General features: G+C 74.4%; 12 protein-coding genes. 7 read left to right on the top strand and 5 right to left on the bottom strand.

Translation table 11 applies throughout. The features are described 5' to 3' along the window. Nucleotides 1-72 precede the first annotated feature (72 nt). The 4 genes from ACFWVV_RS25595 to ACFWVV_RS25580 all read right to left on the bottom strand — a co-directional run bounded on the left by ACFWVV_RS25595 (nucleotide 73) and on the right by ACFWVV_RS25580 (nucleotide 5,021). Nucleotides 73-1,575 (bottom strand): SDR family oxidoreductase, encoded by a 1,503-nt coding sequence (locus tag ACFWVV_RS25595; RefSeq protein WP_384357559.1) that lies wholly within the window; start codon nucleotides 1,573-1,575, stop codon nucleotides 73-75. A gap of 148 nt (nucleotides 1,576-1,723) precedes the next feature. After that, nucleotides 1,724-2,431 (bottom strand): gamma-glutamyl-gamma-aminobutyrate hydrolase family protein, encoded by a 708-nt coding sequence (locus tag ACFWVV_RS25590; protein ID WP_384422812.1) that lies wholly within the window; start codon nucleotides 2,429-2,431, stop codon nucleotides 1,724-1,726. Between the two features lie 75 nt (nucleotides 2,432-2,506). Further along, nucleotides 2,507-3,961, bottom strand: a complete 1,455-nt coding sequence (eat, locus tag ACFWVV_RS25585; protein ID WP_384357563.1) for an ethanolamine permease — start codon at nucleotides 3,959-3,961, stop codon at nucleotides 2,507-2,509. Between the two features lie 295 nt (nucleotides 3,962-4,256). Beyond that, the gene (locus ACFWVV_RS25580; protein ID WP_384357565.1) at nucleotides 4,257-5,021 is read right to left on the bottom strand and encodes a FadR/GntR family transcriptional regulator; all 765 of its coding nucleotides are present in this window, start codon (nucleotides 5,019-5,021) and stop codon (nucleotides 4,257-4,259) included. A gap of 76 nt (nucleotides 5,022-5,097) precedes the next feature. Between ACFWVV_RS25580 and ACFWVV_RS25575 the strand changes: the two genes are divergently transcribed. The 4 genes from ACFWVV_RS25575 to ACFWVV_RS25560 are packed head-to-tail and all read left to right on the top strand — an operon-like array spanning nucleotide 5,098 to nucleotide 9,631. Further along, the gene (locus ACFWVV_RS25575; RefSeq protein WP_384357567.1) at nucleotides 5,098-6,462 is read left to right on the top strand and encodes a glutamine synthetase family protein; all 1,365 of its coding nucleotides are present in this window, start codon (nucleotides 5,098-5,100) and stop codon (nucleotides 6,460-6,462) included. Between the two features lie 15 nt (nucleotides 6,463-6,477). After that, entirely contained in the window at nucleotides 6,478-7,833 is a 1,356-nt protein-coding gene (locus ACFWVV_RS25570; RefSeq protein WP_384357569.1) for an aldehyde dehydrogenase family protein, read from the top strand. 5 nt (nucleotides 7,834-7,838) lie between these two features. Further along, on the top strand, nucleotides 7,839-8,624 hold the full coding sequence (locus tag ACFWVV_RS25565) for a 3-oxoacyl-ACP reductase (protein ID WP_384357571.1): 786 nt from the start codon (nucleotides 7,839-7,841) through the stop codon (nucleotides 8,622-8,624). Nucleotides 8,625-8,647: 23 nt separating this feature from the next. Next, nucleotides 8,648-9,631, top strand: coding sequence for a DUF2510 domain-containing protein (locus ACFWVV_RS25560; protein ID WP_384357573.1), 984 nt, complete (start codon nucleotides 8,648-8,650; stop codon nucleotides 9,629-9,631). 81 nt (nucleotides 9,632-9,712) lie between these two features. On the opposite strand, the gene ACFWVV_RS25555 is transcribed toward ACFWVV_RS25560, so the two are convergent. After that, on the bottom strand, nucleotides 9,713-10,951 hold the full coding sequence (locus ACFWVV_RS25555; RefSeq protein WP_384357575.1) for an amino acid deaminase/aldolase: 1,239 nt from the start codon (nucleotides 10,949-10,951) through the stop codon (nucleotides 9,713-9,715). Between the two features lie 1,078 nt (nucleotides 10,952-12,029). Between ACFWVV_RS25555 and ACFWVV_RS25550 the strand changes: the two genes are divergently transcribed. From ACFWVV_RS25550 to ACFWVV_RS25540, 3 genes are all read left to right on the top strand, one after another. Continuing rightward, a complete protein-coding gene (locus tag ACFWVV_RS25550; protein WP_384357577.1) occupies nucleotides 12,030-12,911 on the top strand; it encodes a hypothetical protein in 882 nt (293 codons plus the stop codon). A 128-nt stretch (nucleotides 12,912-13,039) separates the two neighbouring features. After that, the gene (gene mycP / locus ACFWVV_RS25545; protein WP_384357579.1) at nucleotides 13,040-14,287 is read left to right on the top strand and encodes a type VII secretion-associated serine protease mycosin; all 1,248 of its coding nucleotides are present in this window, start codon (nucleotides 13,040-13,042) and stop codon (nucleotides 14,285-14,287) included. 447 nt (nucleotides 14,288-14,734) lie between these two features. Further along, nucleotides 14,735-15,472 (top strand): SseB family protein, encoded by a 738-nt coding sequence (locus tag ACFWVV_RS25540; RefSeq protein ID WP_384357581.1) that lies wholly within the window; start codon nucleotides 14,735-14,737, stop codon nucleotides 15,470-15,472. Nucleotides 15,473-15,626 lie beyond the last annotated feature (154 nt).

The raw sequence follows: 15,626 nt of genomic DNA, 5'->3' as shown, positions 1-15,626 counted from the left end.
CCCCCGCGGAACATTCAAGGGCCGCGGCCGCACGAGACGTACCACCGGAAGCCACACGTTCCCGGTGGTGCGTCAGGCGGCCGCGGCCGCCGCGATGTTGCGCACCATCCCGCCGAACACCACGCCGTGGAACGGTGCCACGCTCCACCAGTACGCCTGCCCGGCAAGCCCGTGCGGATGGAACACCGCCCGCTGCCGGTAGACCGTGCGCCCCTGCTCGTCCCGCTCCACCCGCAGCTCCAGCCAGGCCAGGCCCGGTACCCGCATCTCAGCCCGCAGGCGCAGCAGCCGGCCGGGCTCGATCTCCTCGACCCGCCAGAAGTCGAGCGACTCGCCGACCCGCAGCCGCGCCTTGTCCCGCCGCCCGCGCCGCAGCCCCACCCCGCCCGCCAGCCGGTCCAGCCAGCCCCGGACCGCCCAGGCCAGCGGGAACGAGTACCAGCCGTTGTCCCCGCCGATGCCCTCGATCACCCGCCACAGTCGCTCGGGCGACGCCTGGACCACCGCTTGCCGGTCGTCGGTGTAGAGGCTGCCGCCCGCCCAGTCCGGGTCGGTCGGCAGCGGATCGCTCGGCGCGCCGGCCACCGAGGCGGACGACCAGCGGGTGGCGACATCCGCGTCCTGGACCCGGCGCAGCGCCAGCTCCACCGCCCGCTCGAAGCCGACAGGCCCTCCCTCGGGCCCCGGTACGTACTTCTCGATGTCGTGCTCCGTGCACACCACCTCGTGCCGCAGCGACTCCGCCAGCGGGCGGGCGATCGAGGCGGGCACCGGGGTCACGATCCCCACCCAGTGGCTGGACAGGGCGGGTGTGAGCACCGGCACGGGCAGGATCAGCCGCCGGGGGAGCCCGGCCACGCGCGCGTAGCGCTGCATCATGTCGCGGTAGGTGAGGATGTCGGGACCGCCCACGTCGAACGTCCGGTTCAGCCCCTCGGGCAGCCCGGTGCAGCCGGCCAGCAGTCGCAGTACGTCGCGCACCGCCACCGGCTGGATCCGGGTGCGCACCCAGCTGGGCGTCACCATCAGCGGCAGCCGCTCGGTCAGGTACCGCAGCATCTCGAAGGACGCCGAACCCGACCCGATGATCACCGCCGCACGCAGTTCCGCCGTCGGCACCCCGGAGTCCCGCAGGATCCTGCCGACCTCGGCGCGCGACCGCAGGTGCGGCGACAGTTCCCTCTCGGGAACCCCGGCGGGGGTGAGCCCGCCCAGATAGACCAGGCGGCCGGCCCCCGCCCGCCGCGCCTGCTCACCGAAGGTGCGCGCCGCCTCGCGGTCGGTCCGCTCGAAGCCCTTGCCGGTGCCGAGCGCGTGCACCAGGTAGTACGCCACCTCCATGCCCGCCATGGCCTTCCCGGTCGACTCCGGGTCGGTCACGTCGCCCCGGACGATCTCCACGTCGCCCGCCCAGGGAAAGTCCCGCAGTTTGGACGGTGTGCGGGCCAGGCATCTGACCTGATGCCCGGCGGCCAGCAGTTCCGGTACCAGCCGCCCGCCGATGTATCCACTCGCCCCGGTCACCAGACACCGCACGCCACCGCCTCCTCGCCTTCGTTCCCCGGACCTCTCCACTGTGAGCTCCTGCCGGGGATTCGGAGCGGTGGCGCGGCCGGACGGGTGGCGTGGCGAGGAACACGGGTCGGCCGGCTGCTCCGGCGGTGCCCGCGGCGGTCCGCTGCCCGGGGCCGGCAAGGACTCCGAGGACCCGTACCTCGGAAAGTCAGGAGCGCGTGAGCGCGGGGGCCTCGACGGCGGCGGCCACCAGTGCCCGGGTCAGCCGGAGGTCGGTGCCCATCTCCGGGTGCCACTGAACCCCCAGCGCCCAGGCGGGCTGCGGGAGTTCGACCGCTTCCACGGTGCCGTCCGCGGCGTGCGCCGACGCCACCAGTCCTTCACCGAGCCGGTCGACGGCCTGGTGGTGGTACGCGGGTACGTCGCTGCCGCCGGGCAGCACCGCCGCGCACCGGGTGCCCGGCACGGTGGTGACCGGGTGCTGCCCGAAGGCACCGACGGTGTCCATGTGTCCTTCGAGGTGCTGGACGAGGGTGCCGCCGAGCGCCACGTTCAGCAGCTGCATGCCCCGGCAGATGCCCAGCAGGGGGGTGCCCGCCTCCAGTGCCGCCCTGATCAGGGCGAGCTCCCAGGCGTCCCGCTCCGGGGCGGGCGGCCCCGAACGCGGATCGCGCGCGGCCCCGTACCACCGCGGGTCGACGTCGGGCCCGCCCGCGATCACCAGGCCGTCCAGGCGGGACACGACCTGTGCCGCGTGCGCCGGGTCGTCGGGCGGCAGCATCACCGCGCTGCCGCCCGACGCCTGAACCAGCCGTGGGTAGCCCGCCGGGAGGAGCGCGGCGGGCAGCTCCCACACCCCCCACTTCACGGACGCTTCGAAGTAGGTGCTGATGCCGATGAAGGGCTGGGAAGACACGGGCCGGTCCTTTGCGCGGATGCGGGGTGCGGGGTGCGGGGGGGCGGGTTGAGGGGAGCGGAGTGGGCAGGAGCGTTACTTGCGTTCGAGTTCGGCCTCCGCCGCGGCCAGTGCCGCGAACTCCTCCTCGGGCGCGGACGCCACCAGCCGGTGCCGGGAGTAGAACGCGAAGTAGGCCAGGGCGACGACGTACACGGCGAGCGCGGTGAACGCCGCGTCCTTGTCCACCAGGAACGTCGCCACCAGTGCGAACAGGGCCAGCACGAACGCCGTCGCCGAGGTGACGACACCCCCGGGCGTACGGTACGGGCGGTGCAGGTCCGGCTCGCGGCGGCGCAGCACGATGTGCGAGAGCGCCATCAGAGCGTACGAGATGGTGGCGCCGAAGACCGCGATGTTCAGCATCCTGGCGCCGTTCCCGGTGGACGCGGCGAGCGCGAAGCCGATCGCGCCGGGAATCAGCAGCCCGAGGTAGGGGGCCTTGCGGCTGCTGGTGAGGGACAGGAAGCGGGGCAGGTACCCGGCCCGTGACAGGGCGAAGAGCTGACGCGATCCTGCGTAGATGAGGGAGAAGAACGAGGCGACCAGGCCGGCGAGGCCCGCGTAGTTGACGAAGCGGCTCAGCCCGGTGGCGGGCCCGTCGCCCTGGAGCGCGACCACCAGCGGGTTGCCCGCGTCCATCAGGGCGGCCGAGCCGCGGGCACCGGTCGCGGCGAAGAAGGTCAGCATCGCGAGCAGCACCAGGACGCCCATCGAGATCGACAGGGCGCGCGGCATCGAACGCACCGGGTCCTTCGCCTCCTCCGCCGCCAGCGGCACCCCCTCCACGCCGAGGAAGAACCACATCCCGAACGGGAACGCCGACCAGATCCCGATCAGCCCGAACGGCAGCCAGGAGTTGGCACCCAGCGCGCTCGTGTCGACGGGTATGTCGTTGAGCCGGTCCGCGCTGAACTCGGTGAACGCGCCCACCGCGAAGATCAGCAGCGCGGCCACCGCGACGGCGGTCACCACCAGGCTGAAGCGCAGTGCCTCGCCGACGCCCCAGAGGTGGATGCCAATGAAGATCACGAAGCAGGCGAGGTAGACCGGCCAGCCGGATTCGAGTCCGAAGAGCTTCAGCGACTCGACGTAGTCGCCGATGAAGATGGAGATCGCGGCCGGGGCGAGGATGTACTCGATCAGGATCGCGGTGCCGGTCAGGAACCCGCCCCAGGTACCCAGCGCCCGCCGGGCGAAACCGTAGCCGCCGCCCGCCGTGGGGAGGATGGCGGACAGTTCGGCGAGGGCGAAGACCAGACAGGCGTACATCACGCCCATCAGCAGCGTCGCGATGGCCAGGCCGCCGAATCCGCCCTTGGCGAGTCCCACGTTCCAGCCGGAGTAGTCCCCGGACACGACGTAGGCGACGCCGAGCCCGGTGAGCAGCAGCCAGCCGGCGCTGCCCCGGCGCAGGGCGCGCCGCTTGAGGTAGTCGGCGCCCTCCGCGGACGCCGGTTCCGCTGGACTTCTGGGCTTTTCCGTGGCCATGGGCCGCTCCCGCCGTCGCCTGGCAATGGTGTGGGTCCACACCATTGCGGCCGGAACGGCACGCGCGCAACCCCCTTGGCATTACGGGCGAGTTACGCCGCCCCGCGCAGGGGCCCGGTCACGCCGGGCCCCCACCCCGCGCGCGGGTGGCGCCCCATGCCGGAGCCCCGCTCACGCCGGGGCCCTGCCCCGCGCCGGGCCCCGCTCACGCCGGGGCCCCACCCCGCGCCAGGGCGCCGCCCCCCTGCCGGAGCCCCGCCCCGCACCAGAGCCCCGCCCCACGCCACGCTGCCGCTCATGCCAGAAACCCGCGCAACAGGGCCGCCGTTCCCGAGCAGTGCTCGCGCATCACCTCGCGCGCCCCCTCCGCGTCCCCCTCCAGTACCGCCTCCACCAGCGCGGTGTGCTGGCGCTGGGAGTGCTCCAGGTTCCGTACCAGCAGGGGTATGCAGTCCAGGAGCTCGTTCACCTCGGCCCGCACCGCGGCGTACTGCGCGGCCAGCCTGGGCGAGCCCGCCAGCCCGGCGAGCGTCAGGTGCAGCAGCGTGTCCAGCCGCCGGTAGTCGGCCAGCGGCGCGTCGTGCGTCGCGGCCAGCGCGTCCCGCAGCCGGTCCGCCTCCGCACCCGCCAGCCCCTGCCCGGCGCAGAGCCCGGCCGCACCCACCTCCAGCACCTCCCGGAACCGCAGCGCGTCCTCGACGTCCAGCGACCCGACCCTGCGCCGCAGTTCGGCCGCGCCCGGCTCCTCGGCGCGACGGCACACGAACGTGCCCCCGTACCGCCCCCGCCTGCTCTCCACCAGGCCCTGGTCCTGCAGCACCTTCAGCACCTCGCGCAGCGTCACCCTGCTGATCCGCAGCCGCTCCGCCAGGTCCCGTTCGGCGGGCAGCCGCTCACCCGCGGGCACCAGGCCCAGCCGCAGCACCTGCAACACCTGCTCCAGCGCTTCCTCGAAGCCGTTCCCCGCCCGCACGGGTCGCAGTATCGGCGTCAGCCGGTCGGCCGCCGCGCCGCCCTGCGCGCCCCGATCCCCCCGTACGCCCCGAACATCGTCCGACATGTCACCGAACCCCCTTCCCAACCAATGGTCTTCATGCATACCTTATGGCTCCCGGCCGACCCAGGAGGACTTTCCCGTGGCAGACCGCACACCCCCGCTCCCGCTCGAAGAGCTGCGCGCCCTGGTCGCGAGCGGTGAGATCGACACCGTCGTCCTGGCCTTCCCCGACATGCAGGGCCGCCTGACCGGCAAACGGTTCGCCGCCCCCTTCTTCCTCGACGACGTCCTGGAGAACGGCGCGGAGGGCTGCAACTACCTCCTCGCCGTCGACGTCGACCTCAACACCGTCGACGGCTACGCCATGTCCTCCTGGGACAGCGGTTACGGCGACTTCGCCATGCGCCCCGACCTCGCCACCCTGCGCCGCGTCCCCTGGAACGAGGGCACCGCCCTGCTGATGGCCGACCTGCTGTGGCACGACGGCACCCCGGTGGTCGCCGCTCCCCGCCAGATCCTCCGCCGCCAGCTGGAGCGACTGGCAGAGCTCGGCCTCACCGCCCACGTCGGCACCGAGCTCGAATTCATCGTCTTCAAGGACACCTACGAACAGGCCTGGGACTCCGGTTACCGCCACCTGGAACCGGTCAACCAGTACAACGTCGACTACTCCATCCTCGGCACCGGACGCGTCGAGCCCCTGCTGCGCCGCATCCGCAACGAGATGGCCGCGGCCGGCCTGACCGTGGAGTCCGCCAAGGGGGAGTGCAACCCCGGCCAGCACGAGATCGCCTTCAAGTACGACGAGGCCCTCACCACGTGCGACCAGCACGCCATTTACAAGAACGGCGCCAAGGAGATCGCCGCCCAGGAAGGCGTCTCGCTCACCTTCATGGCCAAGTACAACGAGCGCGAGGGCAACTCCTGCCACATACACCTCAGCCTGCGCGACGCCTCCGGGCGCAGCGCCATGGCCGGTGACGACCCCCACGGCATGTCCGAGCTGATGCGGCACTTCCTCGCCGGACAGCTCGCCGCGCTGCGCGACTTCTCCCTCCTCTACGCGCCCAACATCAACTCCTACAAACGCTTCCAGCCGGGCTCCTTCGCCCCGACCGCCGTCGCCTGGGGCCCCGACAACCGCACCTGTTCGCTGCGCGTCGTCGGCCACGGCCCCTCGATGCGCTTCGAGAACCGGCTCCCCGGCGGCGACGTCAACCCCTACCTCGCCGTCGCCGGACTGATCGCCGCGGGACTGCACGGCGTCGAGCAGAAGCTCGGACTTCCCGAGCCCTGCACGGCGAACGCGTACACCGCCGACTACGAGCACGTCCCCACCACCCTGCGCGAGGCCGCCGACCTGTGGGCCGCAAGCCCCGTCGCCCGCAGTGCCTTCGGGGACGAGGTCGTGGCGCACTACCGCAACATGGCGCGGGTCGAACTCGAAGCGTTCGACGCCGCGGTGACCGACTGGGAGCTCCGCCGCTCCTTCGAACGCATGTAAGGAAGAGCTGTCACCGTGCTGAAGGTTCTCAACCCGGCGACCGAAGAGGTCGTCGCCACCGTCCCCGCCGCGACCGCCGCCGACGTCGACCTGGCCGTCCGGCGCGCCGTGGCCGCACAGCGCGGCTGGGCCGCCACCGCCCCCGCCGACCGGGCCCGGCTGCTGCGGCGCTTCGCCGCGACCGTCGACGCACACCTGGAGGAACTCGCCCTGCTGGAGGTGCGCGAAGCCGGCCACACCCTCGGCAACGCCCGCTGGGAGGCGGGCAACGTCCGCGACCTCCTCGACTACGCGGCCGGGGGAGCCGAACGCCTGAACGGGCGCCAGATCCCGGCCCCCGGCGGCCTCGACGTCACGATCCTCGAACCCCTCGGCGTCATCGGCGTGATCGCCCCCTGGAACTTCCCCATGCCGATCGCCGGCTGGGCCACCGCCCCCGCCCTCGCCGCGGGCAACGCCGTCGTCCTCAAGCCCGCCGAGGCCACCCCCCTGACCGCCCTGCGCCTGGCCGAGCTGGCACTCGAAGCGGGCCTGCCCGAGCACCTCTTCCAGGTCGTCCCCGGCGAGGGACCGGTCGCGGGCAACGCCCTGGTCGAGCACCCCGACGTGGCGAAGATCGTCTTCACCGGCTCCACCGGCGTCGGCAAGCGGATCATGGCCAAGTGCGCCGACCGCGTGAAGCGGCTCACCCTCGAACTCGGCGGCAAGAGCCCCAACATCGTCTTCGCCGACGCCGACCTCGAAGCCGCCGTCGCCGCCACCCCCATGTCCTTCCTCGACAACTCCGGCCAGGACTGCTGCGCCCGCACCCGCATCCTGGTCCAGCGCAGCGTCCACGACCGCTTCCTCGCGCTCCTCGCCCCCGCGATCGAATCCGTCGTCGTCGGAGACCCGTTGGACGAGAAGACCCAGATGGGCCCGCTGATCTCCCGGTCCCAGCGGGACAGGGTCCGTGGTTACGTCGACCAGGACGCCCCCGGTATCCGGGGCAGCGCCCCCGACGGGCCGGGCTTCTGGTTCCCGCCGACCGTCCTCACCGGTGTGGCCCCCGACGCGCCCGCCGCCGTCGAGGAGATCTTCGGCCCCGTCGCCGTCGTCCTGCCCTTCGACGACGAGGCGGACGCGATCCGTCTCGCGAACGCCACCGAGTACGGGCTCTCGGGCTCGATCTGGACCCGCGACGTGGGCCGCGCCCTGCGCGTCTCGCAGGCGGTCCGGGCCGGAAACCTCTCCGTCAACACCCACTCCAGCGTCCGTTACTGGACCCCCTTCGGCGGCTACCGCCAGTCGGGCCTCGGCCGGGAACTCGGCCCCGACGCCCTCACCGCTTTCACCGAGACCAAGAACGTCTTCATCAGCACGGAGGCCTGAACCACATGACCACTGAAGAGATCGTCTGCCGCCGCCTGGTCGGCCGTACCGCCGTCATCACCGGCGCCGGCAGCGGCATCGGCCTCGCCGCTGCCCGCCGCCTCGCCTCCGAGGGTGCGCACATCGTCTGCGCAGACATCGACGAAACCGCAGGGAAGGCCGCCGCCGAGGCCGTCGGCGGCACCTTCGTCAAGGTCGACGTCACCGACGCCGAACAGGTCGAAGCGCTCTTCAAGGCCGCGTACGACACCTACGGCAGCGTCGACATCGCCTTCAACAACGCCGGCATCAGCCCGCCCGACGACGACTCCATCCTCACCACCGGACTGGACGCCTGGAAGCGCGTCCAGGACGTCAACCTCACCTCCGTCTACCTCTGCTGCAAGGCCGCCCTCCCCTACATGCAGCGCCAGGGCCGCGGCTCCATCATCAACACCGCTTCCTTCGTCGCGGTCATGGGTGCCGCCACCTCGCAGATCTCGTACACCGCGTCCAAGGGCGGAGTGCTCGCCATGTCGCGCGAGCTGGGCGTGCAGTTCGCCCGCGAGGGCATCCGGGTCAACGCGCTGTGCCCGGGGCCGGTCAACACCCCCCTGCTCCAGGAGCTGTTCGCGTCCGACCCGGAGCGGGCGGCCCGTCGCCTCGTGCACATCCCGCTGGGCCGGTTCGCCGAAGCCACCGAGATCGCGGCAGCCGTCGCCTTCCTCGCCAGCGACGACTCCTCCTTCGTCAACGCGACGGACTTTCTGGTCGACGGAGGCATCTCGGGCGCCTACGTCACACCGCTGTAGGTCCGCCGTCTAGGGTGTGCGGCATGAGCATGACGACCCCGCCCGGCTGGTACCAGGACCCCAGCGCTCCCGCCCAGGAGCGCTGGTGGGACGGCAGCGCCTGGAGCGCGCACACCCGCGCCCCCGGTGGGCAGGAGCCCGCGGTACCGCAGCCCGGCCCCGCCCAGCCCCCGCAGGGATACGGCTACCCGCACGCGGTGCAGCCGCAGGGGTACGGGTACCCGCAGGCAGCGCAGCCGTCCTACGGCACGCCGCCGCCACCGCCCGCACCCCCGGGCGCGGGCGGTGGCCTCGGCGGCAGCAAGCTGATCGCGGTCGTCGCCGCCGGCGCGGTCCTCGTCGCGGCGATCGTCACGGGCGTCGTCTTCCTCGGCAAGGACGACGCGCCCCCGCCGGCCCCGTCCGTCCCCACCCAGGCCAACCCGCCGGCGGCGCCACCGAGCACCCCGGCCGAGCCGTCCGCGCCCGCCGCCGCCACGGGCGACCCCGGCATCCTCGCCGACCAGCTCAACGGCATCACGCTCCCGATCCTCCCCGGCTGGGAGAAGCCGGAGTACGGCGGTGACCGCGACGCGGCCACGATGACCACCAAGGACACCTACGACTGTCCCGCCGACGGCGGCTTCTGCCGGCACGGCACGGTCACCTCCCGCACCGGCCCCTCCAACCAGCCGACCGCCGAGGCCACCGCCAAGGCCGACATCAAGGTCAACGCGGACCTGGCGTACCACGAGGACGCGCTGGACCGGCAGAAGTACGGCGGCATCACCTCGCACCAGGAGGTCAAGGCAGGACCGGTGACGGTGGCGGGCAAGCAGGGCTACCTGGTCCGCTGGAAGGTCGTCACCGGCAAGGGCCCCGGGGGATACGTGCAGTCCCTCGCCTTCCCCAGCAGCAAGGGCCCCGGGTCGATCGTCCTGGTGCGCTTCGCGTTCGACGCGGGCCCGGCGGGGCCGCCGGTGGACGGCATGGACAGGATCACCGAGGGCATCCGCAACACGGGCTGAGGGGCTCGGCCACAGGGCAGACAGGAGCAGACCTCGCCTGCCGGGAGTCCTGCCCCGCGCACCGCAATCCGCAGGCTCCGCCTACAGGAAGGTGTGGCCCTCCCCGCGGTACGTCGGTACGTCGCCGGTGACCCGGTCGCCCTCCACCAGGTGCAACCGCGCGAACCGCTCGCACAGTTCGCCCGCCTTGGCGTGCCGGAACCACACCTTGTCGCCGATCAGCAGATCGTCCGCCGCCGAGCCGAGCAGCGGTGTCTGCACCTCGCCCGCCCCCTCCTGCGGGTCGTACCTGAGCCCCTCGGGCAGGTACGGCACCGGGGAGCGGTCGGGGCCGGCCACCCCGGACGCGGGATAGCCGCCGCCGAGCACCGTCACGACCCCCACCCCGGGACGCCGGACCACGGGCATGGCGAAGAGCGCGGCGGGCCGCCCGCTGAACGACCGGTAGTGGTCGAACAGCCGCGGCACGTACAGCCCGGAGCCGGCCGCCACCTCCGTCACCGCGTCCTCGGCGACGGTGCTCTCCACGCTGCCGGTCCCGCCCCCGTTCACGAACTCCAGGCCGGGCACGACGGCCCTGACCGCCCGCACCACGGCCGCCCGCCGCTCGGCCAGCTCCCGCCGGGCCGCGCCCTGCATCACCCGCACCAGCCGGGAGCGCACAGGGCGGCCCTCGACCATGTCGCCGACGCCCGCGACATGACCCTCGTACGCCATGATCCCGACCAGCCGGAACCCCGGTCGGCGGTCGATCGACCGGGCCAGCTCGGCGAGTTGGGCCGGCTCGCGCAGCGGGGAGCGCCGGGCCCCCACCCGTATCCGCCCGCCCAGCAGCTGGAGCGAGGTGTCGAGCTCCAGGCAGACCCGGATCTCCTCCCGTCCGCCGCCTCGTGCCCGGTCGATCAGCTCCAGCTGGGCAGGGTCGTCGACCATCACCGTGATGGCCGCGGCCGGCTTCGGGTCGGACGCCAGCTCGGCGTAACCGGCCCGGTCGGCCGACGGATAGGCCAGCAGTACGTCCTCGAACCCGGACCGGGCCAGCCACAGCGACTCGGCCAGGGTGTACGACATCACGCCGGAGAAGCCGTCCCGCTCCAGCACCCGCTCCAGCAGCGCCCGGCACCGCACCGACTTGCTCGCGACCCGGACCGGCTTGCCCTGCGCGCGCCGCACGAGATCCGCCGCGTTCTCGTCGAACGCTTCCAGGTCGACGACGGCGAGCGGTCCTTCGAGGTGCGCGGTCGCCCGGTCGTAACGGGAACGGTCGGCGGCCCGGGGAGCCGTACGGGCAGCGGCGCGAGGAGTCACACGAGGAGTCATGGGCGCAGCTTGCCAGAGTCGCCTACCGCCTGGTAGGCCTGCCGGGCCGATCGGCCGGCCGACGGGTGGACGGTGCCGCCGAGGCCCGCGGGAGGGCCGTCGGCCACTCGCCGTCCCGCCCGTCGCCGTCCCTCCCGCCGCCGTCCCGGCCGTCGCCGTCCCGCCCGCCAGCGTCCCGCCGGACCACCCGGTGGGCCGGCCCGAGGACGGCTCCTCGCGGAAATCCGGAGGGACTCGGGGGGACGCGGGGGACGATCCGGTCAGATCCGTCCCACGTCGCGATCCGGTTCCCGCCGCGGCCCGACCAGCCCGTAGAGTGACCCAATCCCCGGCGGAAGCCCGGGCGGCGAGGCTGCTGGGGGCAGTGGCCGGGAGCACGAGAAGAGACGGACCTGGGGGCCGGATGACCACCGAACCGCACCGCCCCGCCGTCCCGCCCCTGCCATCGTTCCCACCCGCCGCGAGCGACTCCGCACGTCGCCCGCCGGTCCCCACCGGCGAACAGCCCCGAGGCACCCTGCGCACCGACGACCACCGCCCCCCGGGCCCCTCCACCGCACGCGGTGAGTCCACGGCGGCACGGCGCGATACTCCCGGCACGAGCGCCCAGCACGCTCCTGCGGCACGCGGAGAGTCCCCGGCCCGGACGGGCGGCACAGGCACGGAGCCCGCTCCTGCGGCCCCCGGGCATTCCCCGGTCCGGCCCGGAGCTGACGCCGGCAGGGCCCCGTCTGCTTCTCCGGGGCACGGGGACGGGGCGGTCCGGCGCGGTGTCGACACAGGCCGCGTTCGACCCGCTCCTTCGGTGCGCGCCCAGTCCCCGGCACCGCGCGACACGAGCGTCCCCCTTGCTCCCCCCGCACCGCGCGATCTGGGCGTCCCCCTTGCTCCTGCGGCACCGCGCGATCTGGGCGTCCCCCTTGCTCCTCCGGCCCGCAGGGAGTCGCCGGACCGGGCCCGCGATGACGGCCGCAGGGTCCAGTCCGCTCCTCCGGCCCCCGGGGAAGCCCCCGCCCGGCCCGGTGCCGCGGGCGGGGGCGGGCCGCTCCCGCCTGCCGTAGCGGGCCGGTATCGTCCCGTGGGGGCCGTCGACCTGACGCCCCGTACCGACGGCGCCAGGCCCCTCACCTTCGCTCCGCCGCCGCACTGGACCCACGACGGGGCGGACGCGCCCGCCGAGACCACCACCCGGCTGCGGCCCGTCGGCGCCCGCAGCCCGGCCCGGCTCGCGGCCGTCGCGGTGTGCGTCGTGCTCGGTGCGGGGCTCATCGGAGGTGCGGCGGCCGGGAGTTGGCTGGCGGACCGCGGCGAGCCCGCCCCGGGCAACGGCTTCACGGACGCCCGCACGGCCTGGCGGAGCACTCCGGTCGACACCCTCTTCCCCCGCGTCCTCAAGGGGACCGGGGCGGGCCCCGGCGGCGCCGACCGGGCCTGGACGCGGGTCGCCGTCGCCCCGGACGGCGCCTGTACGCACGCGCTCGACCCGCTCCTGCTCAAGGCCCTCGGCCCGGTCGGCTGCGAACGCCTGCTGCGCGCCACCTACACCGACGCCACCACCAGCAGCGTCACCACCGTCGGCATGGTCTTCACCCGTGCCGACGAGGCGGCCACGCGCACCCTGCGGGCCCGGTTCGTCCGCGAGAAGCTGGCCGAGCGCGGCGATCTGATACCCCGTACGTTCCCGGTGCCGGGCACCGTCGCGGCCGGATTCGGCGACGCGCAACGGGCCAGCTGGACGGTGCGCGTGCTGAACGACGTTCCCGTGGTCGTGTACGCGGTCTCCGGCTTCGCCGACGGACGAAAGGTCACCGACCCGCAGCCCGCCGGGGCCGCGACGGTCGACGGAGCCACCACCGCACCGGCCCAGTCCGGCCTCGGCCACGAGGCGAAGGGCATCGCCGACCGCATCGAACGAGGCCTGCGCAGAAACGCCGGCCGAGCCACGGAGCAGCCCCGATGAACCGCCGCCGCACCCCTGCCCGGCCACCGGCACCCACCCCTGCGAAGGCCCCGGCCCCGGCTGTCGCGGCTGCCCCGGCCGCGGTGCCTGCGTCAGTCCCGCAGTCTGCTGCCACGTCCGCTGTCCGTGTGCCGGCTGCCACTGCCGCCCCGCCCACGGGTCCTGCGGCGGCCCGGGTCCGGCGGCCGGGCTCAACCCAGCCTCGCCGTAAGGCCGTTGCGCTCTGCGCGGGCATTGCCGCGCTGCTCGCCGTGCTGCCGGCGTCCGCCGCGCACGCCGACACCATCCGCGACAAGCAGTGGGGCCTCGCCGCGCTGCACACGCAGGAGGCCTGGCGGACGACCAAGGGCGCGGGCGTCACGGTCGCCGTCCTCGACACCGGCGTCGACGACCAGCACCCCGACCTGGTCGGCAACGTCCTGCCCGGCAACGACCTCGTCGGCTTCGGCGCGAAGAGCGGCGACCGTTCCTGGGCCCGGCACGGCACGGCGATGGCCTCCATCATCGCGGGCCACGGGCACGGCCCAGGCCGTGGCGAAGGCGTCCTCGGCATCGCCCCCGAAGCCAGGATCCTGCCCATCCGGGTCATCCTCGAAGGCGGCGACCCGGACCGCGACAAGGCCCGCACCTCGCGCGGCAACGCCCTCGCCAAGGGCATCCGCTGGGCCGTCGACCACGGTGCCGACGTCATCAACCTCTCGCTCGGCGACGACAGCGAGTCCGCGCACCCGGAGGCGGAGGAGGACGCGGCGGTCCAGTACGCGCTGGGAAAGGGAGCCGTGGTGGTCGCCTCCGCGGGGAACGGCGGCGAGAAGGGCGACCACATCTCGTACCCGGCGGCCTACCCCGGCGTCATCGCGGTGACCGCCGTCAACGAGGCGGGGACCCACGCCTCGTTCTCCACCCGGCGCTGGTACGCGACCGTGGCCGCGCCCGGCGTCGACGTCGTGATCGCCGACCCCGACCGCAGCTACTACGAGGGCTGGGGCACGAGCGCGGCGTCCGCCTTCGTGTCCGGGGCCGCGGCCCTGGTCAGGGCGGCACATCCGCAGCTGTCGCCGGCCCAGGTCAGACGGCTGCTCGCCAGGACGGCCAGGGACGCACCGGCGGGCGGCCGGGACGACGCCCGCGGGCACGGGATGGTGGACCCGGCGGCGGCGATCGCGGCCGGAGGCCGGGAGACGGCCGTCCGCTCCTCCGCCGCGGGGTACCCGGGCAGGTACTTCGGCCCCGGCCCGGACCGCCCCGCCCCGGCATCGGCAGGGCCGCAGGTGTGGGCGTGGGCGGCGGGCGGGGCGGGAGTACTGGTGCTGGGAGCGGCGTGGACGGTGTGGCGCCGCGGCCCCCGAGGACATCGCGGCACCTTCCCGCAGTAGACAGACCCGCGCGGGCCGCACCCCGCTGAAGCAGGGAGCACGGCACGCCGACGGCCCCCGACCGGCGAGAGCCCCGCCGACGGCCGCCCGGCGGGACGTGCGGGCCGCTCGCGGCGACAGCCCGCCGACCGGCCCGCCAGGGCCTGCGGGCCGCACGCCGCGACGCCCCGCCGCTCACCGGCCCGGCAGCGCCTGCGGGCCGCACGCCGCGACGCCACGCCGACCACCGGTCCGCCAAGGCCTGCGGGCCCCGCCCACCACCGCCCCGCGCACCACCACCGCCCGCCAGGGCGTGCGGACCGCACGCGGCGACGCCTCGCGCACCACCGCCCGCCAGGGCGTGCGGACCGCACGCCGCGACGCCCCCGCGCGGCCGGCTCCCGTGCCGCCGTCCGCTTTCGGGACGGGGGCAGGCACCGGCGTGCGGAGGGCGGATACGCTCGACCCGTGCTCAAGAACATTCCGGACCCCGGTTTCTCCGACGACGACGGCACCGCCGACCCCGCCCTGGCCGAGGCTCTCGCCGCCTGGGCGAAGGGGCCCGCGGACGGCGCCGCCGAGCAGCGTGTCCTCGACGCCCTCCCCGGGGCCCGCCTGCTGGTTCCCGTCGTCGCGGTCCTCGGCGAGGTCGAGACCGACCCGGAGACCGGGCTGAAGCGGGAGAAGACGAGCGACATGGCCGTCCCCACCCTCCGCGCGGGCGACCGCAAGGCGCTGCCCGCCTTCACCTCGCTCGCGGCCCTCGCCCTCTGGGACCCGGCCGCCCGCCCCGTCGCCGTACCGCTGCACCAGGCGCTCCAGGCCGCCGCGCACGAGCAGGCCGACACCGTGGTGCTCGACCTGGCGGGGCCGGTCCCGTACCAGCTCACCGGGTCCGCGCTGCTCGCCCTCGCGGAGGGCCGTACCAGTGCGCGGCCGATCGACGACCCGGCCGTCGTCCGGGCGGTCCGTGAGCTGGTCGCCGCCGAGCCCGCCGTGGTCCGTGCCCACCTCGGCCCGGGGGAGGCGGACGGGGTACTGGCCCTGGTGCTGGATCCCGACGCCGTCCCCGCCGAAGCGGTACGCCGCGTCGCCCGGGCCCTGGCCTCCGACGACGTACTCCGCGCCCGTCTCGTCCGCGGCCTGGACCTGGCCCTGCTGCCCGCGGGGTCCACTCCGCCGGGCGAGCCCCTGCTCGCCCGCTAGAAAAGGGGGCAGCAGGACGCGGAAAATGGCCCCCCCCCCGGCGGGGGGCCGTTTACGCGGGGGGGGGGGCCGCTCAGCCCAAGAACCGTCCCGGGAACATCTCGCCCGGGCCCGGGCCCGGCGCCGCCGGCACCACCCACGCCACGCGGTACGC

The organism is Streptomyces sp. NPDC058663, from assembly GCF_042716745.1.
Taxonomy (GTDB): domain Bacteria; phylum Actinomycetota; class Actinomycetes; order Streptomycetales; family Streptomycetaceae; genus Streptomyces.
Note: the sequence above shows the minus strand (reverse complement) of the source record. Positions and strands in the feature narration are given on the sequence as shown.

Coding starts and splice junctions, on each gene's coding strand:
- eat (WP_384357563.1), bottom strand. CDS start 3,961: ATGGCCACGGAAAAGCCCAGAAGTCCAGCGGAACCGGCGTCCGCGGAG.
- ACFWVV_RS25580 (WP_384357565.1), bottom strand. CDS start 5,021: ATGTCGGACGATGTTCGGGGCGTACGGGGGGATCGGGGCGCGCAGGGC.
- ACFWVV_RS25565 (WP_384357571.1), top strand. CDS start 7,839: ATGACCACTGAAGAGATCGTCTGCCGCCGCCTGGTCGGCCGTACCGCC.
- ACFWVV_RS25560 (WP_384357573.1), top strand. CDS start 8,648: ATGAGCATGACGACCCCGCCCGGCTGGTACCAGGACCCCAGCGCTCCC.
- ACFWVV_RS25555 (WP_384357575.1), bottom strand. CDS start 10,951: ATGACTCCTCGTGTGACTCCTCGCGCCGCTGCCCGTACGGCTCCCCGG.